This window comes from Agromyces sp. GQ35, from assembly GCF_059758475.1.
The window spans coordinates 1,104,642-1,127,254 of the sequence record NZ_JCAXEO010000001.1; the positions used below are offsets into that span (position 1 = coordinate 1,104,642).

The 22,613-nt window shown below is 70.1% G+C and carries 25 protein-coding genes; 14 read left to right on the forward strand and 11 right to left on the reverse strand.

Annotated elements, in window-relative coordinates; translation table 11 throughout:
* The first annotated feature begins 74 nt into the window (after positions 1 to 74).
* The 5 genes from AC6CH0_RS05190 to AC6CH0_RS05210 all read left to right on the forward strand — a co-directional run bounded on the left by AC6CH0_RS05190 (position 75) and on the right by AC6CH0_RS05210 (position 5,017).
* Entirely contained in the window at positions 75 to 815 is a 741-nt protein-coding gene (locus AC6CH0_RS05190) for an ATP-binding cassette domain-containing protein (protein ID WP_498098703.1), read from the forward strand.
* On the forward strand, positions 815 to 2,860 hold the full coding sequence (locus AC6CH0_RS05195) for a YhgE/Pip family protein (RefSeq protein ID WP_498098704.1): 2,046 nt from the start codon (positions 815 to 817) through the stop codon (positions 2,858 to 2,860). Before AC6CH0_RS05190 ends, AC6CH0_RS05195 begins: the two co-directional genes overlap by 1 nt.
* A gap of 30 nt (positions 2,861 to 2,890) precedes the next feature.
* On the forward strand, positions 2,891 to 3,445 hold the full coding sequence (locus AC6CH0_RS05200; protein ID WP_498098705.1) for a TetR/AcrR family transcriptional regulator: 555 nt from the start codon (positions 2,891 to 2,893) through the stop codon (positions 3,443 to 3,445).
* Positions 3,446 to 3,459: 14 nt separating this feature from the next.
* Complete coding sequence (locus tag AC6CH0_RS05205; protein WP_498098706.1) at positions 3,460 to 4,002, forward strand: putative immunity protein; 543 nt, start codon at positions 3,460 to 3,462, stop codon at positions 4,000 to 4,002.
* Positions 4,003 to 4,195: 193 nt separating this feature from the next.
* On the forward strand, positions 4,196 to 5,017 hold the full coding sequence (locus AC6CH0_RS05210; RefSeq protein ID WP_498098708.1) for a DNA/RNA non-specific endonuclease: 822 nt from the start codon (positions 4,196 to 4,198) through the stop codon (positions 5,015 to 5,017).
* Positions 5,018 to 5,106: 89 nt separating this feature from the next.
* On the opposite strand, the gene AC6CH0_RS05215 is transcribed toward AC6CH0_RS05210, so the two are convergent.
* Positions 5,107 to 6,219, reverse strand: coding sequence for an AI-2E family transporter (locus AC6CH0_RS05215; RefSeq protein ID WP_498098709.1), 1,113 nt, complete (start codon positions 6,217 to 6,219; stop codon positions 5,107 to 5,109).
* Positions 6,220 to 6,475: 256 nt separating this feature from the next.
* Here AC6CH0_RS05215 and AC6CH0_RS05220 point away from each other — a divergent pair, with 256 nt between their 5' ends.
* Positions 6,476 to 8,095 carry an FAD-dependent monooxygenase gene (locus tag AC6CH0_RS05220; protein WP_498098710.1) on the forward strand — a complete coding sequence of 540 codons (1,620 nt, stop codon included), beginning with the start codon at positions 6,476 to 6,478 and terminating at the stop codon, positions 8,093 to 8,095.
* A gap of 328 nt (positions 8,096 to 8,423) precedes the next feature.
* The gene (locus tag AC6CH0_RS05225; RefSeq protein ID WP_498098711.1) at positions 8,424 to 9,350 is read left to right on the forward strand and encodes an NAD(P)-dependent oxidoreductase; all 927 of its coding nucleotides are present in this window, start codon (positions 8,424 to 8,426) and stop codon (positions 9,348 to 9,350) included.
* A gap of 30 nt (positions 9,351 to 9,380) precedes the next feature.
* On the opposite strand, the gene AC6CH0_RS05230 is transcribed toward AC6CH0_RS05225, so the two are convergent.
* Entirely contained in the window at positions 9,381 to 9,902 is a 522-nt protein-coding gene (locus AC6CH0_RS05230) for a MarR family winged helix-turn-helix transcriptional regulator (protein ID WP_498098712.1), read from the reverse strand.
* Positions 9,903 to 9,948: 46 nt separating this feature from the next.
* Between AC6CH0_RS05230 and AC6CH0_RS05235 the strand changes: the two genes are divergently transcribed.
* From AC6CH0_RS05235 to AC6CH0_RS05245, 3 genes are all read left to right on the forward strand, one after another.
* Positions 9,949 to 10,185 carry a hypothetical protein gene (locus tag AC6CH0_RS05235; RefSeq protein ID WP_498098714.1) on the forward strand — a complete coding sequence of 79 codons (237 nt, stop codon included), beginning with the start codon at positions 9,949 to 9,951 and terminating at the stop codon, positions 10,183 to 10,185.
* A 50-nt stretch (positions 10,186 to 10,235) separates the two neighbouring features.
* Positions 10,236 to 10,664 carry a cupin domain-containing protein gene (locus AC6CH0_RS05240; protein WP_498098715.1) on the forward strand — a complete coding sequence of 143 codons (429 nt, stop codon included), beginning with the start codon at positions 10,236 to 10,238 and terminating at the stop codon, positions 10,662 to 10,664.
* A gap of 97 nt (positions 10,665 to 10,761) precedes the next feature.
* Complete coding sequence (locus AC6CH0_RS05245; RefSeq protein WP_498098716.1) at positions 10,762 to 11,091, forward strand: hypothetical protein; 330 nt, start codon at positions 10,762 to 10,764, stop codon at positions 11,089 to 11,091.
* Positions 11,092 to 11,106: 15 nt separating this feature from the next.
* Here AC6CH0_RS05245 and AC6CH0_RS05250 read toward each other — a convergent pair whose 3' ends face one another.
* Positions 11,107 to 11,685 carry a GIY-YIG nuclease family protein gene (locus AC6CH0_RS05250; RefSeq protein WP_498098717.1) on the reverse strand — a complete coding sequence of 193 codons (579 nt, stop codon included), beginning with the start codon at positions 11,683 to 11,685 and terminating at the stop codon, positions 11,107 to 11,109.
* Positions 11,686 to 11,801: 116 nt separating this feature from the next.
* Between AC6CH0_RS05250 and AC6CH0_RS05255 the strand changes: the two genes are divergently transcribed.
* Both AC6CH0_RS05255 and AC6CH0_RS05260 read left to right on the forward strand, forming a co-directional pair.
* On the forward strand, positions 11,802 to 12,467 hold the full coding sequence (locus AC6CH0_RS05255; protein WP_498098719.1) for an asparagine synthase: 666 nt from the start codon (positions 11,802 to 11,804) through the stop codon (positions 12,465 to 12,467).
* A 10-nt stretch (positions 12,468 to 12,477) separates the two neighbouring features.
* On the forward strand, positions 12,478 to 13,650 hold the full coding sequence (locus AC6CH0_RS05260) for an MFS transporter (protein WP_498098720.1): 1,173 nt from the start codon (positions 12,478 to 12,480) through the stop codon (positions 13,648 to 13,650).
* 62 nt (positions 13,651 to 13,712) lie between these two features.
* On the opposite strand, the gene trxB is transcribed toward AC6CH0_RS05260, so the two are convergent.
* The 7 genes from trxB to AC6CH0_RS05295 all read right to left on the reverse strand — a co-directional run bounded on the left by trxB (position 13,713) and on the right by AC6CH0_RS05295 (position 20,602).
* Positions 13,713 to 14,699 (reverse strand): thioredoxin-disulfide reductase, encoded by a 987-nt coding sequence (trxB, locus tag AC6CH0_RS05265; protein ID WP_498098722.1) that lies wholly within the window; start codon positions 14,697 to 14,699, stop codon positions 13,713 to 13,715.
* Complete coding sequence (locus tag AC6CH0_RS05270; protein WP_498098723.1) at positions 14,696 to 15,361, reverse strand: arsenate reductase ArsC; 666 nt, start codon at positions 15,359 to 15,361, stop codon at positions 14,696 to 14,698. The genes trxB and AC6CH0_RS05270 overlap by 4 nt, the downstream gene beginning before the upstream one ends.
* 3 nt (positions 15,362 to 15,364) lie before the next feature.
* Complete coding sequence (locus AC6CH0_RS05275; protein WP_498098724.1) at positions 15,365 to 15,778, reverse strand: arsenate reductase ArsC; 414 nt, start codon at positions 15,776 to 15,778, stop codon at positions 15,365 to 15,367.
* 24 nt (positions 15,779 to 15,802) lie between these two features.
* Positions 15,803 to 16,594, reverse strand: a complete 792-nt coding sequence (locus tag AC6CH0_RS05280; RefSeq protein WP_498098725.1) for an MIP/aquaporin family protein — start codon at positions 16,592 to 16,594, stop codon at positions 15,803 to 15,805.
* A gap of 14 nt (positions 16,595 to 16,608) precedes the next feature.
* Entirely contained in the window at positions 16,609 to 17,496 is an 888-nt protein-coding gene (locus tag AC6CH0_RS05285) for a metalloregulator ArsR/SmtB family transcription factor (protein ID WP_498098726.1), read from the reverse strand.
* A gap of 54 nt (positions 17,497 to 17,550) precedes the next feature.
* Positions 17,551 to 19,071, reverse strand: coding sequence for a SulP family inorganic anion transporter (locus AC6CH0_RS05290; protein ID WP_498098727.1), 1,521 nt, complete (start codon positions 19,069 to 19,071; stop codon positions 17,551 to 17,553).
* A gap of 190 nt (positions 19,072 to 19,261) precedes the next feature.
* A complete protein-coding gene (locus tag AC6CH0_RS05295) occupies positions 19,262 to 20,602 on the reverse strand; it encodes an NAD(P)-binding domain-containing protein (protein ID WP_498098728.1) in 1,341 nt (446 codons plus the stop codon).
* A gap of 122 nt (positions 20,603 to 20,724) precedes the next feature.
* Between AC6CH0_RS05295 and AC6CH0_RS05300 the strand changes: the two genes are divergently transcribed.
* Together AC6CH0_RS05300 and AC6CH0_RS05305 are read left to right on the forward strand one after the other, a co-directional pair.
* Entirely contained in the window at positions 20,725 to 21,075 is a 351-nt protein-coding gene (locus AC6CH0_RS05300; protein ID WP_498101040.1) for an ArsR/SmtB family transcription factor, read from the forward strand.
* 44 nt (positions 21,076 to 21,119) lie between these two features.
* Entirely contained in the window at positions 21,120 to 21,731 is a 612-nt protein-coding gene (locus tag AC6CH0_RS05305) for a DUF1349 domain-containing protein (protein ID WP_498098729.1), read from the forward strand.
* A 22-nt stretch (positions 21,732 to 21,753) separates the two neighbouring features.
* On the opposite strand, the gene AC6CH0_RS05310 is transcribed toward AC6CH0_RS05305, so the two are convergent.
* The gene (locus AC6CH0_RS05310) at positions 21,754 to 22,458 is read right to left on the reverse strand and encodes a GAP family protein (RefSeq protein WP_498098730.1); all 705 of its coding nucleotides are present in this window, start codon (positions 22,456 to 22,458) and stop codon (positions 21,754 to 21,756) included.
* Positions 22,459 to 22,613 lie beyond the last annotated feature (155 nt).

The window sequence follows — 22,613 nt, forward strand, 5'->3', positions numbered from 1 at the left end:
ATACGTGGAGAAGTTGCCAAACACACACTCTCGTTCTAAACTGACTGGTCAGTACAAAACGAGGGAGAAGCAACGTGTCGATCATCGTGCGGGCGCACGAACTCGCCCTCCACTCCAAGCGCGGCGCCGTCTACGGCCCCGTGAACCTCATCGCCGACGATGGGCTCACCGTGCTCTACGGCCCTGCCGGCAGTGGCCGAACGAGCCTGCTGCTCACCCTCGCCGGTCGCATGAAGCCCACGAGCGGCGCGGCGGAGGTGCTCGGCCACGAGCTGCCGCGACGCGCTCGGCCCGTGCAGACGTCGACGGCGATCGCCGGGTTCCAGGGCATCGACACGCTCGAGGAATCAGTGACGGTCGGTGCGGCCATTCGCGAACGGGCCGCCTGGCTCGCGCCCTGGTGGGCGATCGTGCGCCGCACCGATGGAGCCGAACTGCGCCGCGTGCTCACCCCGGTCTTCGGCGACGTGCCGCTCCCGGCCGTCGACACCCTGATCTGGGACCTCGATGAAGTGCAGACCGTGCTCCTGCGAATCGCCCTCGCGATGATGAGCGAACCGCGGGTGCTCTTCTTCGACCAGATCGAGCAGCTGCAGGCGCCCGCCGCCCGGCTCGTGCTCTGGCAGCGCCTCGACGCGATCGCCGGCGCAGGCACCGCCGTCGTGGCATCCGCTGCCGCGCCGGACTCTGCGATCTGGAACGAGCTCGGCATCGCCCCGCTCGCCTTCGACATCACCCCCACCGCGCTCGAGGGCACGGCGACCAGCGAGCCCGCCACCGCCGACGCCACCGACCGCATCCTGGAGACCGCCTGATGTTCGCCTTCCTTTCCTCCGGCACCGAGCTGCGCCGTTTCCGCAAGGGCGTACTGCCCAAGATCGCGCTCGTCGTGCTCCTTTTCATCCCGCTCATCTACGGTGCCCTCTACCTCTGGGCGTTCTGGGCGCCGACCGACGAGCTGAAGAACCTGCCCGTCGCCCTCGTGAACGAAGACGCCGGCGCCATCCGCGACGGCTCCCCGATCACGGCGGGCGACGACCTCGTCGACGAGCTGACGGCCGGCGGCGAACTCGACTGGCAGGTGACGGATGCCGCGGATGCCACGACCGGCGTGACCGATGGCGACTACTACTTCGCCGTCACCATCCCGCGCGACTTCTCGGCCAGCGCGGTCTCGGTCGGCACCGATGACCCGAAGGCGGCGACCGTCGAGGTCGACTACAACGATTCGAACAGCTTCCTCGCCTCTACCCTCGGCAAGCAGGCCATGGTGCAGCTGCGCGACGCCGTGGCCGAACAGGTCGGCCAGCACACCGCCGACGCGATGCTCGTCGGCATCGACGACGCCGGCGACGGCATCCGTGCCGCCGCTGACGGCGCCGGCACCCTCGCCGAGGGGGCGGCGACCGCGAATGACGGCGCCGGCCGGCTCGTCATCGGCCTCGGTGACCTCGCGAGCGGTGCGAACGGCCTCGACGGCGGCGCATCAAAACTCGCCGACGGCACGGGCACCCTCGCCGAAGGGCTCGACCAGCTCACGTCGGGAGCGAGCACGCTCTCGAGCGGGGCGAGCCGCGTGGCGGATGGCGCGGCCGAGCTCTCGGGCAAGGTGAACGAGGCCGCGGCAGGCTCCGCGCAGCTCGCGCAGGGCGCACATCAGCTCGCCGACGGCTCAGGAGCGATCGCGGGGGGAACCCAGCAGGTCTCCGATTCGGTGGCTGCAGTGCTCGCTGCCATGCAGGAGCACCCCGAGCTTCCCGCTGCGGCGTACCTCGACTCGATGCAGCAACTGTCCGACGGCGCCTCGACGACGAGCAATGGCGTGCAGGCGTACGCCGCGAAGAGTGCAGCGTACGCGGGAGCGGTGGATCAGCTCTCCGGCGGGCTCAGTGCCGGTGCGCCGAAAGCGGCCGAGCTCGCGGCGGGCGCGGCCCAGGTGCGCGATGGCGCGTCGACCCTCGCGGGAAAGTCGGGCGAAGCGGCATCCGGAGCTCACACGATCTCGGACGGTGCGGCGGCACTCAGCGCCGGAACCGGCGAGCTGATGAACGGCACCGACCAGCTCGCCGACGGCGGCACGCAGCTCGCCTCGGGCGCGACCCGGCTCGCCGACGGCAGTCGGACCCTGGCCGACAAGCTCGACGACGGCGCCACCGAGGCGCCGCAGCTCAGCGCCGCCGACATCGCGGCGAAGGCCGAGGTCATGGCCTCACCGGTGCAGCTCGACGAGCGCTGGCAGCACGAGTCGAAGAGCTTCGGCGAGGGATTCGCCCCCTTCTTCATCGCACTCGCGACCTTCGTCGGCGCCCTCATCACGTGGTTGATCCTGCGTGCCCTGCCGACCCGTGCGCTCGCCGCCTCGGCGACCGGGCTCCGTGCCGTCATGACCGGGTTCATGCCCGCCATGGCGATCGGCGCCGGCCAGGTCGTGATCATGGTGCTCGTGCTGGTCTACGGCATCGGCCTCGAGCCGGCCTACTGGCTCGCGACCTCCGCGTTCATCTACCTCGTGACGCTCGCGTTCCTCGCGCTGCAGCAGATGTTCATCATCGTGCTCGGCACGGCAGCGGGCCGGGTCGTCAGCCTCGTGCTGCTGATGCTGCAGCTGAGCTCGTCGGGCGGCACCTACCCGGTGGAGACCACACCGCAGTTCTTCCAGGCGCTGCATCCGTTCATGCCCGCCTCGTACGTCGTGAGCGGCCTGCGCGAGCTCATCACCGGGGGCGTGGACTCTAGACTGTGGCTTTCGGTGCTCGTACTGGTCGGCATCCTCGTCGGGTCGCTCGCGATCAGCGCCTGGAGCGCCGGCAAGCAGCGCATGTGGAGCGTCGGCCGGCTACACCCCGAGCTGGCGATCTAGGCGTCGGCTCGAGCGAACGAAGGAGACAGCATGGCCCGCGCGACCACCACGAAGCGCGCCATCCTCGACGCTGCGCTCGAACTGGCGGCCACGAAGGGCATCACCGGCACGACCATGGACGAGGTCGCCGAGCTCGCCGGCGTCGCCAAGGGCAGCCTCTACTACAACTTCAGCTCGAAGGACCAGCTCTTCGAGGCGCTGCTGCACGAGGGGGTCGGCGCGCTCGCCGACTCGCTCCGCAGCGCCAAGGGCGAGTTGCGCGGCTGGGAGGCGATCAACGCGCTCGTCACGAACCTGCTCGACCTGATCGCTGCGAACGCGCCGCTCGCCAAACTCATGGCGTCCGAGATCTTCCGCACCGACCGCGCCTGGCAGGAGACGCTGTTCGCACTTCGACACGACGCGCTCGCGGTCTTCGCCGAGGCGATCGACGAGACGGATGTCGCGGACGGACGCAGTGCCATCATGGCGTCCGGCGTCTTCGGCGCCGTGCTCATGTCGGGACTCGAGTGGCTCGTGTTCGAGCCGCACCGCGACCGCGACGACGTCGCGGCGGCCATTCTCGCGACCCTGCGCCTGCGCTGAGGAGGAGGTGAGCCATGCCGACCGCAACAGGAGACTTCGAGCTGACCACGGCCGAGCTGCGAGTCGTCGCCCGATACGCAGCGGAGAGCGCCCGATTGACGCTGCACCTGTTCGAAGCGGTCAGTCCTGACGACCCTCGGCCGCGCGCGGCTCTCGATGCCGCCTGGGTCTTCGCCGACGGTGACGCTCGCACCAAGCTGCAGCGCGTCACGGCGCTCGACGCCCACCGAGCCGCGAAAGACGTGGCCGACGAAGCTGCGCAGCATGCTGCACGCGCTGCCGGTGACGCCGCGGCCGCCGCCTATCTGCATCCGCTCGCCAAAGCCACGCAGGTCGGCCACATCCTCCGCGCTGCCGCGAGTGCGGCGCGTGCTGCCGAGCTCAGCGCCGGCGATGACCCCGCCGTCGGTGAGGCGTTCATCGAGCAGGCCCGGGTACGGGCGACGCCGGTCCTGATCGACGTGCTCAATCGATACCCCCTCGCGCCGGTGAGCACGAGCCGGGTCGGATCCCTCATGAAGGTGTTGGACGCCTCGCTGCGATACTCCGCGGTTTAGTCATGCTGTCGAAGAGTGAGCATGAAGCGCGGCTTGGGGCGGCGTACCGCTCCCACGCGTTCGTCGAACCGAATCGCAGCGGAGGGGATCGATCAGGCACGTCAGCTGCGCCAGTGGTTTCACCAGCGCGGAGACGCACGGGTAGCCGCCGTGTCGTGCGAGCCGTGTCGGCGGGGTGTGGTCGACTCGAAGCATGGGTTTCGACGCGCGGTTCCTCGGTGTGCAGGCGGCGATGCCGCGAGTCGGCGAAGCGCATGATGCGGTGCCGGCCGAACACGATGCGGTCGTCGAGCTCGACTACCTGCATTTCACGGTCGTGCTCGACACGGCTCGTCGCCTCGCCCGGGTCACCGGCGTCAACATCGACGGTGCCGATCTCGTCGAGGTCGACCGCGGCGGCGACGACTGGCGACTCGATGAACGCATTCCCGCGGATTGGCAGGCGGGGCCCGAGATCTACGCTCGCAACGACTTCGATCGCGGGCATCTCGTGCGTCGCCGCGACCCGGTGTGGGGCACCCCCGAGGTCGCGGCCCGCGCCAACGCCGAGACGTTCCGCTACCCCAACGCAGCCCCGCAGGCGTCGGGATTCAACCAGTCGAAAGAGCTGTGGCTCGGCCTCGAAGACCACGTGCTCGGCCACGCCGAGGTGCACGAGCTGAAGCTCAGCGTCTTCACGGCGCCGGTGCTCGCCGCCGGCGACCCGCCCTACCGGGGCATCCGCGTGCCGTTGCGCTTCTGGAAGGTCGCGGCGTGGAATTCGGGTGACGCTCTCGCGACGACGGCATTCGTGGTCGACCAGGCGCCGCTCGTCGACACCAGCGAGCTCGCGGCACCGGCGCCCGGCGGGGCGCCGCCGCTTGGTCCGTTCCGCACCTTCCAGGTCGCGGTGTCGGATGTCGCGGGGCTGACCGGCCTCGAGATGCCCGAGCTCATCGCCGCCGACGTGCTCCCGCCGACGATCGCCGCCCGCGGGTGGCGGCGGCTCGAGGCATCCGACGACATCTGGCTCTGACGGGAGCCGTCGGTCGGGTGGCGAGCGCAGTGAGCGTATCGAGACCTCGCCCTGCTCGGGTCTCGATACGCGTCCTCCTTCGTCGGGCGCTACTCGACCGGCGGCGGTGAGGCGCGCTTCGCCTTGCGGGCGGCCTTCGTCGCGGCATCCGACTCGGCCATGAGCTCCTTCGCCTCGTCGAGGTCGCCGAGGAGCGGGCGGATCCAGAACGAGTTCGGGTTCGCGTCGACGAGCACCATGCGCACGAGCAAGGTGAGCGGAATCGCGAGGATCGCCCCGATCGGCCCGAGGATCAGCGCCCAGAACAGCACCGAGAAGAACGTGATCGTCTGGCTGAGGGCGACGGCGTTGCCCACCACCTTCGGCTGGATGATCGACTGGATGATCGCGTTCACGAGGCCGTAGACGATGATCACGGCGATGACCATCGGCCAGCCGCCGACGAGTGCGCCGAAGATGATCGGCGGGATGATCGCGATGAAGTAGCCGATGTTCGGGATGAAGCTGCAGAGGAACGCGAGCAGGCCCCAGATGAACGCGCCGGGTACGCCGATGATGATGAGCGCGAGCCAGTTGACGAATCCCTGCGCGAGGCCGAGCACGGTGGTCACGACCATGTAGCGGCGCACGTTCGATCCGTACCTCGTGAGCGCGGTCACGAGGAGCGGCCGGCGCGGCCGCAGTTGTCGCAGGAGGGTCGGGAGGTAGCCGGCATCCGACGCCATGAGGATCAGCATGGTGAAGATGACGACGAGACCCGATGCCCATCCGGCGACGCCGCCGACGAGACTGCCGAAAAAGGCGATGAGCGCCGACGGGTCGAAGTCGGCGAAGAGGGCATCGACTCCCTCCGCACCGATGCCGAGCGAGCCGAGCCAGGCCGCGAGATCGGCGCCCCACTGCTTGATCTCGTCGGCGAACTGGGGCAGCAGCGTCGTGAACTGCCCGAACGCGACGAGCACGGCGTAGCCGAAGCCGACGAGCAGCACCGTCACCGCGGCGATGACCGAGCCGGTCGCGAGACCGCGGGGCACCCCGCGCGTCTCGAGAGCCACTCGCAGCGGATGCACGCAGATCGTCAGCACGAGGGCGAGGAACACCGGGGCGACGATCGAGGCGATGCCGGCGAGACCGAATGCGGCGACTGCTGCGCCGCCGAGGCCGACGAGGATGAAGGCGTTGCGGTGTTCGCCACCCGTCATGCTGGCGACCGTCTCGTCAGCGTCGCTCGGGGCGGCTTCGGGCGTTGATCGCTTTCTGTTCCACCACATGGGGACTCCGATCCGCGTGCCGCACGGCCGCGCCTGCCCCCACGATAGCGAGCAGGGCTCGGCATCGGTCGGATTCTCGCGAGAATTCGGCAACCCGGTTCAGCGATCCGGCGAGGTCGACCGCGGAGAACAGGAGCTTCCTCGATGGAGTCTGGCATCCGGCGCTGCGCGGTGCGACAGTTGGATCATGGGCGAGGCCCCTGCGACACCCGCTTCCGAGACGCCCGCCGCCGCGGCATCCCTCGGGACGATCGACACCGACGTGCTCATCGTGGGTGCCGGGCCGAGCGGGCTGATGCTCGCGGTATGCCTGGCGAAACTCGGCGTCGCCGCGATCATCGTCGACGGCAAGGACGGTCCGACCCGCGAGTCCCGGGCGCTCGCGGTGCAAGCGCGCTCGATGGAGCTCTACGACCAGCTCGGCCTCATCGATCGGGTGCTCGCCGAGCGTTCATCGGCCACCGTGGTCGTCCCCGGCGCGGGCCGAGGGCACCGGCCGTTCGGTCGGATCGAACTGCGCGCCTTCGGCGCGGGGGTCACGCCGTATCGCGAGATCACGGTCTTCGAGCAGAGCCGCAACGAACGCCTGCTCGTCGATGCGCTCGGCGAGCTCGGCCGCGGTGTGCGGTGGAGGCATCGCCTCGAGCGACTCGAGGTGGCGCCCGCCGCAGGAGGACGCGTATCGAGACCTCCACGAGGACTGGATGCGCCCGTCACCGCGACGCTCGCCGCGCCGACCGGTGCCGTCACGGTGCGCGCCCGATTCTGCGTCGGCGCCGACGGCGCGCACTCCGTGGTGCGAAGCACGCTCGGCATCCCGTTCGAAGGGGTGACGAACGCGCACTCCTTCTTCGTCGCGGATGCCTCGGGCGCCACCGGCCTCGTCGACGGCGCGATCAACGTGCGCATCACGGCCGAGCAATTCCTGCTCGCCTTCCCGATGGGGCCGCGACGAGCGCGACTCCTCGGGGTGATGCACGATCGCGACCGCGATGAGCACGGCGAGCTGCCGGAGCCGCTCGTGCGCGAGATGCTCGAACGCGAGTTCGGCGTGCGGTACGCGGCATCCGACTGGTTCACGACCTACCGGCTGCACCACCGACTCGCAGCACGCTTCCGCAAGGGGCCGTGCTTCCTCGTCGGCGATGCCGCGCACATCCACTCGCCCGTCGGCGCGCAGGGCATGAACACCGGGCTGCAGGAGGCGCACAACCTCGCGTGCGCGCTCGCCGATGTGCTCATCGACGGAATGCCCGACCGTCGGCTCGACCGGTACGAGGCCGAGCGGCGACCCGTCGGACAGGTGCTCGTCGCGACGACCGATCGGGCATTCGGGGTGGTGACGTCGGCGACACCGCTCGCGCGCTTCGTGCGCGGACGCATCGTGCCGCTGCTCGGCCCGATCGCCGTTCGGCTGCTGCCGCGGCTGATCGGCGGACGTCGAGTGTTCGGCTACCTGTCGCAGACCCGCATCAGGTATCGAATGCCGGAGGCCGGGGGCGGGCGAGGAGACCACGCGATCGGGGTGCGGCTGCCCTGGACCGGCGGCAACATCACCGCGCTGCGTTCGATGCGCTGGCAGGTGCACGGCTACGGCGTGCCCGAACGGACGGTGCGCCGCATCGCCGCCGAGCTCGACGTGGAGGCGCATGTCTTCCCGCGCCACACGACAGGCCCGCGACGCCGACGCCTGCGGGCCGACCGCGTCTACCTCGTGCGCCGGGACGGCTTCGTGGTGGCCGAGGTGCTCGCGCCCGGCACCGGTGCAGCGCTCGACAGCGCACGCGCTCGCCTCGCTGGGGCGTGATCGGGCACGAGCCTGAGCTTCGATTCAGGCAATAGACGCCGGCTCAGGACGATTCTCGCGAGAACGTCCTGAGCCGGGGCCTTTCTCCTGATTCGGTGCCGTGCGGTGCGGTGCCGTGCCGTGCCGTGCGGTGCGGTGCGGTGCCGTGCGGTGCGGTGCGGTGCGGTGCGGTGCGGTGCGTGCCGTGCGGCGGGCTGCGTGCGGGTGCGTGCGGGTGCGTGCGCCGGCGCTGGCCGTGACGGATGCGCCCGACGTATCGTGGAGGCGAGGTGGGATCCGGTCGGCTTCCGCCCGAGCGTGCTTCGCGTCGACGACGTCGGGAGGGACCATGGCCACCATTGCGTGGATCGGTCTGGGCAACATGGGCGGCCCGATGGCGGCCAATCTCGTGGCGGCCGGACACCTCGTGCGAGGCGTCGATCCGGTACCGGCCGCACGCACGGCAGCAGCCGAGCGCGGGGTGCGCGTGGTCGGAACCATCGCCGAGGCGACCGCCGGCGCCGATGCCGTGTTCACGTCGCTGCCGCGCAGCGAGCACGTGCGCGAGGTCTTCGGCGGTGATGACGGCGTGTGGGCGACGGCACCGCGCACGGCCCTGCTGCTCGACACCTCGACCGTCGATGCGGCGACCTCGCGCTTCTGCCACGAGGCATCCGCCGACCGGGCATACCGTTTCGTCGACGCGCCGGTCTCTGGCGGCATCGCGGGCGCCGAGGCGGGCACGCTCACCTTCATGCTCGGCGGTGAGCCGGCGGATGTCGCGGAGGCATCCGGGCTCGTCGAGCCGCTCGCCGGGCACGTCTTCGACCTCGGCGGCCCGACGATGGGCATCGCCGCGAAGCTCGCGAACAACCTGATGCTCTTCGTTTCGCTGCTCGGTGTCGCGGAGGGTTCGCAGCTCGCCGAGGAGCTCAGGCTCGACGCGGCGAAGTTCTACGAAGTGGCATCCGTCTCGTCGGGGGAGTCGTGGCCGTTGCGCACCTGGTACCCGGCGCCGGGGGTCGTGCCGACGAGTCCGGCGAATCGCGGCTTCGACGCGACGTTCACGACGGTGCTCGCCGAGAAGGATCTCTCGTTCGCGGTGGCAGCGGGCGAGGCCGCCGGTCTGCACCTTCCGGCGGCGCGCATCGCGCTCGAGCAGTTCGCCCGGCTCATCGACGAGGGCCTCGGCGGCAAGGATGCGAGCCTCATCGTGAAGTACGCCTCCGCCGACGGGCGGGTCGCGGGCTTCGAGCCGCCGGAGCCGCTCGCGTAGTCGAGCGGTGCGCGTCAGCCGCGGTGCGCGTCAGCCGCGCTGCACGGCCGCGATCACCTCGGTGAGACGGTCGCGCAGGCCGCCGAGCTCGTCGAGACTCATGCCGATCCGGTCGACGACCTGCGGCGGTATCTCGAGTGCCCGTTCGCGCAGCGCGCGCCCGGCGTCGGTCAGCGCGACGTCGAGTGCTCGCTCGTCGCGCGCATTGCGCTCGCGGGTGATGGAGCCCTGAGCCTCGAGGCGTTTCAGCAGCGGCGAGAGCGTGGCCGGTTCGAGTTGCAGTGCCTCGCCGAGGTCGCGCACGGTGCGCGGGCTGCGCTGCCAGAGGGCGAGCATGACGAGGTACTGCGGGTGCGTGAGGCCGAGCGGCTCGAGGATCGGGCGGTAGACGCCGATGACACCGCGTGCGGCGACCGCGAGCGCGAAGCACACCTGGTTCTCGAGCGCGAGCAGGTCGTCGGCGCCGTGCTGCGACGGCCGAGCGGATGCCGCGGGGGCGTGTTCGTCGGTCGCGACGGAGGCGCCGGGGCGGGGTGTGCTGCTGGCGTTCATGGGCTTCCAGTATGACGTGGGGTTAATAGTTAGTACACTAATGATTGTGACACGAAGAAAGCGCGACATCCCGCCGGGCGTCCAGGGCGCCCAGCGCGGCTACGCCGGGTTCATCGACCGGCTGAACGCGAAGCTGCTGCCGTACATCGGCCCGCCGCCGCTCGGCCCGTATGACGATGCACCCGTCGCCGCGGCACCGCCGGCCTGCCCGATCTGCGGCGCGCCGATGTCGAGTCACGTCATCGACCGCTCGGGCGAGCGCACCCAGTTGCACTGCCCATGAACCCGCGGGAGTCGTCGCGCCCGATCTCGGCGCCCCGATACAGTGACGTTGTGAGCGACTACGACGTGCTGGAAATGGGCGGCCTCGACGACTGGCGGAGCCACTACGGCGGCTTCCGCCCCGAGAGTTCACGCGACGGTCGACGCGTCGTCGATCACGAACTCACGATGCAGTACATCGGCATGACCGCGAACGCATTCGAACCAGGCGAAGAGGCCGGGTACTGGCACACGCACGCTCGGGTCGAAGAGGCGTACGTCTTCCTCGCCGGTCGTGGGCAGATGGGCCTGAACGACGCGGTCGTCGACGTCGGCCCCGGAACGGTGGTGCGGGTCGGCCAGGGAGTCTGGCGCACCTGGCGCTGCGTGCCCGACAGCCCGGAGCAGCTGAGGTGGCTGTGCATCCGCGCGGGTGGCTCGGAGCTGCCCCACCTTCCCGACGACGGCCAACGCGACAACGACCGTCCGTCGCCCTGGTAGCTCGCCGTCGCTCGCGACGCACTTCGTGAGCGCCTCGCTTCCGAATCCGATCGCCGTCGCCCTGTCGGTCGCTCGCGATCGGGCGTAGCGTCGTCATATGTACGGCGCACGCCATCGCATGGACGAAGCGAATCGTCGCATCGACGAAGCGGACCGTCGCATGGACGAGGCGATCCGAACAGGGCCGGTACGAACGGGCCTGTACCTGACGCTCGGCACGGTGCTCACCGTCATCGGGCTGATCGGCATCGGCCTCTACGCGCTCAGCCCGCGGGACACCCCCGCAGACGGCGACCCGCAGGCCGACGCCGCCTGGCAGTCGGGCGTGATCCTCGGCGCAGCGGTGGCCACCGGTGTGGGGGTGCTCCTGCTGCTCTGGGTGCTCATCGCCCACGTGCGAGCCCGGCGCGCAGACGACGACGCGTGATGCGCGAGCAGCGGCTCAGCCCTGCGCCGCCAGCCGCCGACTCACCCAGCGTTCGTACTGCGCCCATGGGTCGCGCACGCCCAGGCGCAAGTCGGCGACGTGCGCGAGCAGTGCGTCGTGCACCGCGAACCACTCGGTGCCGGCGAACCGGTGTGCCGCGAACTGCTCGTGCCGGCGCCGCTCGACGAGGCGATCGCCGAGTTCGAACGCGAGTACCTCGTCGTGCGGCAGGCTCGCCACCCGCATGCGGGGGTTCGCCGAGGTGCCGATCTTGATCTGGCCGCGGTAACGGAGGTAGTAGACGACGTCGACTCGCGGATCGGCGACGGTGAGATCGGGCACGTCGCCGACGCGCCACTCGCAGACCGCACAGACCCGGCCCGACGGGTACTCGACGCCGACCGGGCACCCGCAGACGAGACAGGGCCCCGGCAGCAGGTCGGTGACGCCGACGCCGCGGGCGACCCAGTCGTAGGCCTCGAGCAAGTGCCTCGTGCAGAGCTCGAGCGGCGCGAGCGGCTCGGCCGGTCGTGGGCACGGGCCGTCGGCGAGCGTGATGCTGCACGACCGCTTCGCGGCATCCGCTCTGCTCATCTCGGCAGGCTACCCCTGACCACCGACGCGCTCACCGGCGCGTCGGATGCCCGCGATAGGCTCGATCTCCGACCGCCGAACGGCGGCGGACACCGAAGTTCGAGAGGTCGATCGGCATGCCCCTGTGGCGCAAGCGAGAGCGGCGGCGCTTCAAGCCGTTCGATCGCCACGCCCTGCCCGAGGTTCCTCCGCCCACGTTCGACGAGATGCTCGCAGAGGGCGTGCTCGTCGCCGAGTCCGCAGGGCGCATGGCGCTCAAGAACCGGCTCATCGTCGAGGCGCTGCGAGGAGAAGAGCCGTTCGCGCCCGAGCGGGCCGCGGCCGCTGCCCGCGAGGTGCTCTACGAGCTCGTGCGCGAGGCCGACGAAGTCGCCGAGCTCACCGGCGAGACCCGCTCTGCGGCAGCGCGACGCGAGGGTCGGTCGTCGCACGAACACGACTACCGGCGAGCCGATGCCGCGAACCTGCGTCGTCGCGAGCAGGTCTACGCCGCCGTATCGAAAGAGCTGTGGCAACGCCGCAGCGACCCCGAGTACCTCGAGAAGTTCGCCGAGCGCGCCCGCGACGAAGCGTGGCAGGAGGTCTCGGGAGCGATCGAGATCCGTCTCGAGCGCGAGTGGGGCGAATGGCCCCAGATCGAGGTCGACGAGACCTACGAGGCCGAACGAGAGGGGCGTGTGCACGACCTGCTGGCCGACCTCGAGCGCGGCGTCGCCGCCGCCGAAGCAGAGCGGGCCAGGCGCGCCGAGGCGAACGACCCGTTCCGAGGATTCGTGGGCTGAGCGTGGAGCGATGAGCGGGCGCTCGGAGGCCCGCCGGTCGAAGTGGCGGCTCGCTGCGCTGTCGATCGGGCAGGTCGTCAGCTGGGGCATCCTCTACTACGCGATGATCGTCGCGGCGCCCGAGGTGTCTCGCGAGACCGGGTGGTCGCTCGTTGCGATCACCTCGGCATTCTCGGCCGGGCTCGTCGTCTCGGCGCTCGTCGGCGTGCTCGTCGGGCGCCTCCTCGACGAGCGCGGGCCCCGCACGGTGATGAGCGCGGGGTCGGTGATCGGCGCGCTCGGGCTCGTCGGCGTCGCGTCGGCACCAGACCTCATCGTCTTCGTCGCCGCATGGGTCGTGTGCGGAGTCGCCCAGTCGGCCGTGCTCTACCAAGCCGCGTTCACGGTGATCACCCGGCGCTACGGCGAGCGGCGGCAGGCGCCGATGACGATCCTCACCCTCGCCGGCGGGCTCGCGTCGACGATCTTCGCGCCGATCGTCGCGGGCCTGCTCTCCGTGCTCGACTGGCGGGCGACGTTCCTCGTGCTCGCCGCGGTGCTCGCGGTCGTGACGGTGCCGCTGCACCTGCTGTCGCTCGAACGCCGCTGGCCGCACCGGCCTGCACAGCATCACGAGTCCGCGCACACGGTGTCGTCGGTGCTACGCACGCGGCGCTTCTGGATGCTCGAGATCACGATGATCACTGTCGGCGTGGCGCTGATGAGCGTGACGCTCGCCGCGGTGCCGCTCTACATGGAGAAGGGCCTGACCTTCGAGTTCGCGGCGCTCGCGCTCGGCCTGATCGGGGCCGGACAGGTGGTCGGCCGATTGCTGTTCCTCGTGCTGCCGCGTGGTGCACAGCCGCGGGTGCCGGTCGCGGTCGTGTGCGCGCTCGCCGCGGTGTCGCTCGCGGCCCTCGCGCTCGTGCCCGGCCCGATCTGGTTGCTCGTCACGATCGGCATCGTCGCGGGCGCCGTGCGTGGCGCCAACACCCTCGTGCAGGCGTCAGCGGTCGCCGACCGCTGGGGCACCCGCAACTACGGTGCGATCAACGGCGCCTTCGCGGCCCCGATCACGATCGCGATGGCCCTGTCGCCGGCCATCGGTCCGGCCGTGGTCGCGGGCGTCGGCTCCTACGCGGCGATGACGGCGATCATGGCGGGGCTCGCGCTGGTCGCGATGTTCACGGCGCGCGCGAGCTAGAGGTTCCGGCGGCGTCGGGGCCATCGGCGTCGTCCGCCGCCGGGTTGCTCCCGTGCGATTCGTCAGGGCGTCTCGAGGATGATCGCGGCCTGCTCCTCGACCGGGTCGGCGAAGCCGTTCGCCGCCAGGTAGTGCTCGGCGTCGAGCGCGGCCGCGCATCCGGTGCCGGCGGCGGTGATGGCCTGGCGGTAGCGCTTGTCGACGAGGTCACCGCAGGCGAAGACGCCCTCGAGGTTCGTTCGGGTCGACGGATGCTGCACCAGCACGTAGCCCTCGTCGTCGAGTTCGACCTGGCCGGCGACGAGCGCACTGCGCGGGTCGTGCCCGATCGCGATGAAGAGGCCGGTCGCGTCGATTGCGGCATCCTCACCGGTGGTGGTGTCGCGCAGTCGCAGGCGCTCGAGTCCGTCGTCACCTTCTGCGGCGATGATCTCGGCGTTCCAGTACGGGCGGATCTTCGGGTTCGAGAACGCGCGCTCCTGCATGATGCGCGAGGCGCGCAGCGAGTCGCGCCGGTGCACGAGGGTGACCGAGTCGGCGAAACGGGTGAGGAACATCGCCTCTTCGAGTGCCGAGTCGCCGCCGCCGACGACCGCGATGTCCTTGCCCCTGAAGAAGAACCCGTCGCAGGTCGCGCACCACGAGACGCCGCGGCCCGTCAGCCGCTCCTCGCCCTCGACGCCGAGCTTGCGGTAGGCGGAGCCCATGGCCAGGACGACGGTGCGCGCCCGGTATTCGACGCCGTTGATGGTGCGGATGGTCTTCACGTCATCGGCGAGTTCGACCTCGGTCGCGTCGTCGTAGACGATGCGTGCGCCGAAGCGCTCGGCTTGCTGGCGCATCTGCTCCATGAGTTCGGGGCCCATGATGCCCTCGGCGAATCCGGGGAAGTTCTCGACCTCGGTCGTCGTGACGAGCGCGCCGCCCGCTTCGACCGAGCTCGCGAGCACGACCGGTGCGAGGCCGGCCCTGGCGAGGTACACGGCCGCCGTGTAGCCCGACGGGCCCGAGCCGATGACGACGACGTTCTCGATGGTCTGATCGCTCATGCGGGTGCGACCTCGAGGCTCTGGAGCAATTCGTCGATGTGGGCGCGGATCTCGTCGCGCACCCGTCGCACCTCGTCGAGGCTGAGCTGATCGGGGTCGTCGAGCGCCCAATCGAGGTACCGCTTGCCCGGGTAGATCGGGCACGCGTCGCCGCAACCCATCGTGACGACGACGTCTGCGGCCTGCACGACATCGTCGGTGAGGGGCTTCGGGAACTCGTGGCTCACGTCGAGCCCGAGTTCTTCGAGCGCGGCGACCACCGCGGGGTTCAGCTCGGCGGCCGGCATCGATCCCGCCGATCGCACGTGCACGCGGTCGCCGCCCATGCTGTGCGTGAGTACGGCCGCCATCTGCGAGCGACCGGCGTTCTGCTCGCAGACGAACAGCACCTCGGGCACCGCATGAGCGATGGCTCCCTTCGCCTGGGCGAGCGCGGTCAGCCGGTCGGCGGCGAATCGAACCACGCGGTTGGCGAGGTGCGCCTTGACCGTCGCCGTGCGAAGCAGCGCGGTGTAGGACTCGAGCACATACCGCTCGACGGTCTCGGCATTGAAGGTGCCGTCGAACCGTGCCGTCAGCTCGAGCGAGAGGTCGTGGAGATAGCGTTCGGGGAAGTTGAGTCCCGGCAGGCCACGTCGCCCTGCGGTGTCGAGCTCGGCCATGATCTAGGCCGCTGCCGGAGCGATTTCAGCGAGGAGCGCCTCGACGCGGCCTCGGATGTCGTCGCGCACGCGGCGCACGGTGACGATGTCCTTGCCGGCCGGGTCTTCGAGTTCCCAGTCTTCGTACCGCTTGCCGGGGAAGATGGGGCACGCGTCGCCGCAGCCCATCGTGATGACGACGTCGGACTCCTTCACGGCGTCGACCGTGAGGATCTTCGGGGTGTTGCCCGCGATGTCGATGCCCTCTTCGGCCATCGCCTCGATGGCCACGGGGTTGATCTGGTCTTTCGGCTCCGAGCCGGCGGACAACACGTCGACACGGCCACCGGCGAGCTCGCGGAGGTAGCCGGCGGCCATCTGCGAGCGGCCCGCGTTGTGGACGCAGACGAACAGGACGGAGGGCTTCTCAGTAGTCATACCGCAATGATAGACGGTGATCTATCATTTGGCTACCGCGGTGGGAGCCTTCGTTCTCGCGGAGCCGGAGACGGAGCCGGAATCGATGCCGGCGGAGCCCGCTCCGCTCGTCCGGGCCGGGAAGAGGAAGCTCACGATGAGCACGCCGACCAGCCCGCCGGCGAGCTGCGCGGCGAGGTACGGCGCGACCGACGCCGGCGCGATGCCCGCGAAGGTGTCGGAGAAGATGCGACCGATGGTCACGGCCGGGTTGGCGAACGAGGTCGAACTCGTGAACCAGTAGGCCGCGCCGATGTAGGCGCCGACGGCGGCCGGGATGATCCGCGTGTTGCCGCTTCGAACGAGCGCGAAGATCACCACGACGAGACCCGCGGTCGCGACGACCTCGGCGAGGAGGGTCTCCGGTGCTGCACGCTCGCTCGACGAGATCGTGGTGGGCACCGCGAACATGGCGTTCGCGAGCAGCGCGCCCGCGATCGCGCCGAGCACTTGCGCGCCGGCATAGGGGGCGACGTCTCGAGCGGCGAAGCCGGGCTCGCCCGAACGGCGCGACAACCACCAGTCGGCCAGTGACACGACCGGGTTGAAGTGGGCGCCCGACAGGGGTGCGAGCACGGCGATGAGCACCGCCAGGCCGAGCGTGGTGGCGAGGCTGTTCTCGAGCAGTTGCAGGCCGACGTCGCCGGGGGAGAGCTCGGCGGCGGCGATGCCGGAACCGACGACGATCGCGACGAGGAGGCCGGTGCCGAGGCACTCGGCGACGAGGCGGCGAAGGAGCGGGGCAGGGCTGGGCGAGGGGGACTCGTCGGCGGTCATGGGTCCTGTCGATCTCAGAGGGTGGTGAGCAGCTGGCGGATTCGGCGCTCGATGTCGTCCCGGATCTCGCGCACTTCGGTGAGGGGCTTCCCGACCGGGTCGGGAAGGTCCCAATCGAGGTATCTGCGGCCCGGGTAGATCGGGCATGCATCGCCGCAGCCCATCGTGATGACGACATCCGCTGCACGTACGACCTCGTCGGTCAGCGGCTTCGGATACTCGCCGGCCAGTGGCACGCCGATCTCATCGAGCGCGGTCACCACGGAGCTTCGCACCTCGCCGGCCGGATCCGACCCTGCAGTCCGCACGTGCACGCGATCACCTGCCAGATGCCGCAGGATCGCCGAGGCCATCTGGGAGCGGCCGGCGTTCTGCACGCACACGAACAGCACCTCCGGTACGCCGGCGCCCGGCGCGGTGTCATCCCGGGCGAGTGCCTCGAGTCGATCCGCCGCGAACTGCGCCGCGAGCGAGGGAACGCGCTGGCCCGGGGTCGGTCGTGCCGAGAGCAGTTCGTAGCTCTCACGGACGTATCGCTCGACCGTCTCTGCGTTGAACACGCCCTGGAACCGTTCGCTGAGGTCGTGCACGACGCGATCGAGGATCGGCTCCACGGCGACCTCGGCCTCGGGCCGGCCCAGCATCTCGGCGATGCGATCCGAGTGCGCCGGCGCCAGTGAGTACCAGGTGCGGCGCCCGTCGGGCTCGCGCGTCAGCAGGCCTTCATCGAGCAGCGCCTTCACGTGATGACTCACGGTCGGTTGCCGAAGTCCGAGCTCGTCGGCGAGGCGACCGACGAGGACCCTGCCGTCAGGCGCGGCGAGGATGCTCCGAAGGATGTGGGCGCGCGTCGGATCGGCCACGAGCCGAAGCTCCCGCGTCGCCTCCACCGCATCACTCATAGATGGGAGTCTATGGCACGGAGGTCGGCGTCGTGCCGGGGTGGTGTCTGAGTGCTAGAGGCCGGCGCCGAGATTGCCGGCGAGCCGGCCGTGCATGGTGGCACTCGCCTCGTTCATGCCGACGATCACGGCCCGCTTGCCGTGGCGCTCGTACTTGTTGGTGATGGCATCGAGCGCGGCGACGGTCGAGGCATCCCAGATGTGCGATCCCGACATGTCGATGACGATGCGGTCAGGGTCGTCGGCGTATTCGAACTGCGTGGTGAGGTCGTTCGACGAGGCGAAGAAGAGCTCGCCGATCACGGTGTAGTAGGCCGTCGGTACGGGTTCGTCCGGCTCGACCGTGCGTTCCACGGCGGCGAAGTGGGCGACACGGCGGGCGAAGGCGATCATCGCGACGATGACGCCGACGATGACGCCGATCGCGAGGTTGTGGGTGATGACGACGATCGCGACGGTCGCGGCCATGACGGTGGTCTCGCTCTTCGGCATGCGCTTGAGCGTCGACCAGCGAATGGAGTGCCAGTCGAATGTCGCGACGGAGACCATGATCATGACGGCGACGAGTGCGGCCATGGGAATGATCGCGACGATGTCGCCGAGGCCGACGACGAGGATCAGCAGGAAGACGCCCGCCAGGAAGGTGGAGATGCGGGTGCGGGCGCCCGAGGCCTTCACGTTGATCATCGTCTGGCCGATCATGGCGCAGCCGCCCATGCCGCCGAAGAGGCCGGAGAGCACGTTCGACGCGCCCTGGCCGAGGGCTTCGCGGGTCTTGCGGGAGTGGGTGTCGGTGACGTCGTCGACGAGCTTGGCCGTCATGAGCGACTCGAGCAGGCCCACGAGGGCCATCGCGAGTGCGTACGGGGCGATGATGACGAACGTCTCCCACGTGAGCGGGATGTTCGGGATGAAGAGCTCGGGCAGGCTCTCGGGCAGTTCGCCCTCGTCGCCGACGGTCGGAACGTTGAGTGCCGTGACGACCGTTGCGATGGTGATGAGCACGATGGCGACGAGCGGCGCCGGGACCACCTTCGTGAGCCGCGGCATGACGACCATGATGAGAATGCCGACCGCGACGAGCGGGTACACCAGCCACGGCACGCCGATCAGGTGGGGGAGCTGGGCGCTGAAGATCAGGATCGCGAGTGCGTTCACGAAGCCGACCATCACGCTTCGCGGGATGAAGCGCATGAGCTTGGCGACGCCGAGCACGCCCATCAGCACCTGGAAGATGCCGGCGAGGATGACGGTGGCGATGAAGTAGTCCATGCCGTAGTCGCGGGCGACAGGTGCGATCACGAGTGCGACGGCACCCGTCGCAGCGGTGATCATGGCCGGACGGCCGCCGAGGAATGCGATGGACACCGCCATCACGAACGACGAGAAGAGGCCGACGCGCGGATCGACGCCGGCGAGGATCGAGAAGGAGATCGCCTCGGGGATCAGTGCGAGGGCGACGACGAGACCCGCGAGAACTTCGCGGGTGAGAATGCGCGGGCTGCGCAGGGCGGCGAGCACCGAGGGTTCGGGTTTGTAGCGGTTGGGCGCATCTGGGCGCGTGACGATAGCCAAAGGTGGTCTCCAGGGGCGAGGGCTCGGCTCTCAGCAAGCCGCGGACGAAGTCGAGTGTGGAGCGCCACGTTGCGCAGCGGCCAGAACGGCCGAGTCGGTGTGAACACCGACGATCACCTGACGGACTCTACCCTTCGAATCGCCCGCGCTCCGGCGGCGGCATCCCCCTCGCCGCCGGAGACCCCGTCGCTCAGCTGCAGCAGCCGCCGCTCGCGCCGCCCGCGCTGGGAGCGCTCGACGAGCACACGCCGGTGGCCGGCAGCACGAGTTCGACGTTGCGCGCCGCCGCGGCATCGCCGTCGAGCCATGCCGACACCGAGCGCACCTGCTCGTATCCGGTCGCGAGCAGGAAGGTCGGCGCGCGGCCGTAGCTCTTCATGCCGACGATGAAGAAGTCGCGTTCGGGCTGCGTGAGTTCGGCGAAGCCGTGCGGTTCGACGGTGCCGCACGAGTGCACGTTCGGGTCGATGAGCGGGGCGAGACGCCGAGGCGCCTCGACGATGTCGTCGAGCTCGAGTCGGATCTCGCGCAGCATGTCGAGGTTCGGGCGGAAGCCGGTGGCGTTCACGATGCGGTCGGCCGAGATGGTCTCGAGTCCGTCGCCGCGACGGCCGGTGATGCGGGCGACGGATGCCTCGTCGTCGATGCCCCGGGCGAGTCGCACGATCTCGAAGCGATCGACGAGTTCGATGCGGCCGGCGTCGACGAGCGCGTCGACCCGAGCGCCGATCGATGCGCGGGCTGCGAGCTCGTCGGTGGGCGACGTCGACACCCGGGCCGCCGTGGCGTTGCGGATCACCCAGGTGATGCGGGTGTCGGGCTCCTGCTCGGCGAGCGTCGCGAGCTTGAGCAGCGTGTTCGCGGCGGAGTGACCGGCGCCGACGACGACCGTGTGCCTGCCCGCGAATGCGGCGCGCTCGCTGCCGAGCACGTCGGGCAGGGCGTGGGTCACGAGGTCGGCGACGTCGAGCAGCCCGAGCGGGTCGAGTCCGGAGGAGCCGAGGCTGTTGGGCGTGCGGTAGGTGCCCGAGGCGTCGATCACGGCGCGGGCGGTGAGCTCTTCGACGCCGTCGGCGGTGCGGACGCGGAGCAGGAACGGAGCCTGTGCGCGCCCGGTGGTGCGGGTGCGGTCCATGCCCTCGCGCGTGACGTCGGTGACGTCGACGCCGAGCCGGGTGCGGCCGGCGATCGACGGAAGGGCCGCGAGGGGGGCGAGGAACCGCTCGACGAGTTCGGCGCCGGTGGGCAGGGCGTCGGCGGATGGCTCGGACCAGCCGGTCTCGGCGAGGAGCCGCTTGGCGGCGGGGTCGACGAGGTGCTTCCACGGGGAGAACAGTCGGGTGTGGCCCCACTGCATCACACTCGCGCCGATGCGGTCGCCGGCTTCGAGCAGCACGAAGTCGATGCCGCGTTCGGTGAGGTTCGCCGCGGCTGCCAGGCCGATCGGCCCGGCACCGACGATGGCGACGGGCAGGCCCTGCAGCCGTGTCGGGGCGGTGGTCTTCGGTGCGGTGAGGTCGATGAGGGTCATCCGTGTCTCGCATTCATTGAAGGTTGTCGATATAGAGAGTGTGGCGACTATATCGACAGATGTCAATATACGGGTAGAGTGTTCTCGTGACCATCATCGAGCTGCCCCTCGTCTCGCGCGACATCGCCGAGGCGGCGACCGCTGCCGCCGACGCGCCCGTCGCATGCTGCGGACCGCTCACCCGCGAGACCATCACGGCGAACGACGCAGACGTCTTCGCGCGAAAGCTGAAGGCCCTCGCCGACCCGGTTCGCCTGCGGCTCGTCTCGATCGTGGCGGCATCCGAGGGGCAAGAGGCGTGCGTCTGCGATCTCACCGAGCCGGTCGGGCTCAGTCAGCCCACGGTCTCGCACCACCTGAAGATCCTCACCGAGGCCGGGTTCCTCTCACGCTCGAAGCGCGGCACCTGGGCGTACTTCCGCCTCGTGCCGGGCGCGCTCGAGGCGGTCGCTGCGCCGCTCGTCTCCGTTTGACTCGTGGTGGCCGCACTCGGCCACCGCCTCGGTAGCGTTGCACCATGGAACGACGACGCGTGGACTGGGCTGCAGGGACATGGACGAGGGACCCGGCGACGGCGCGCCTCGACGGGGAGCACCTGCTCGTGGGTGCTGCTGACGGCAGTGACTACTGGCGCACCACCCACTACGGATTCGTGCACGACGATGGCCACGCGCTGCTCGGCGAATGGCCGGCGGGTACCGCCGTCGAGGTGACCTTCGACGCCTCGAGCCTGAGCGCGGCCTACGACCAAGCGGGCATCATGCTGCATGCCGGACCCGAACGCTGGGTGAAGGCCGGCCTCGAGATCTCCGACGGCGTGCTGCAGCTCGGCGCCGTCGTGACGAACGGCGTCTCGGACTGGTCGATGGCCCCCGTGCCCGATTGGGCCGGGCAGCTCATCACCGTGCGCGCGAGCCACGGTGGCGTCGCCGGCGACTCCGTCGTGCTGCGCGCCCGCACCGAATCGAGCGCATGGCGCACGATTCGCGTCGCGCCGTTCACGGCGGAGCTCGCGTCGGCGGGCCCGCTCGTCTGCGCGCCGATGCGCGGCGACCTCGAAGTGCGGTTCACCGGGTGGACGATGGCGCCTGCCGACCTCGACGTGCACGAGGACCCGCCGATCGGCTGACGTGCCGGCGGTTCTCCGAAACTCAGGAGAACAGCCCGAGGGTGGATGCGGCATCCCTGGCGAGAAGGAAGCCGACGATTCCGACGATCCACGCGGTGTTCTCCGCCGAGTTCTTCTCGAGCCACGCCGCGAACTTGGCGAGCGGCGGTTCGACGAGTCGCCGCGCGACGACTCGCGCCGTCAGCAGCAGGAGCGCCGGGGCGATCATCACGAGGCAGTAGACGGCGAGCACTCCTGCCCACAACTGCGGTGGCAACCCGGCCGCCGTGATCATTCCCACCGCGCCGAGGTAGGGGAGCATCGTCGCCACCTCCACGAGTCCGGCACCGAGGGCGAGGGCGACCACGAGGGTCGGCGAGCCGTCGCCCATCGCGCGGTCTCGGAGCCGGGTGAGTCGACCGGGCGGGCGTTCCTCGCCCTCCGGCCGCTTGCGGTCGATCCAGAAGCTTCCGACGAGGAGTCCGACGCCGAGGATGAGCTGGGTCCAGCGCGCGGCCGGGGTACGGAGGAGTTCCGCGAACCCGGTGAGCAGTGCATCGGCGCCGGCGGTGAGCGCAAGGCCCACGAGGAAGTAGAACACGGCGATCGTGGCGAGGTAGAGCAGCACTCGTCCGGTGCGAACGCGCCCCGGGGCGACGAGGAAGAACAGCGGGATGAGCAGGGTCCCGATACTGAGGCTGTCGACGAGGGCGAGGGCGGCCAGGGTGAGGCCGAGGTCCAGAGTCATGACTCCACCTTCGGGGCGCAACTGCGCGGCGCGCATCGGGCGAACGATGACCCCCTGGTACATCCTTCGGACGACCGCCGCCACCGCGCCGTGTGCTGTGATGGGGGCATGGAGTGGCGCAATGCGGCGGTCGTGCGGCAAGTGAGGCGTCTCTA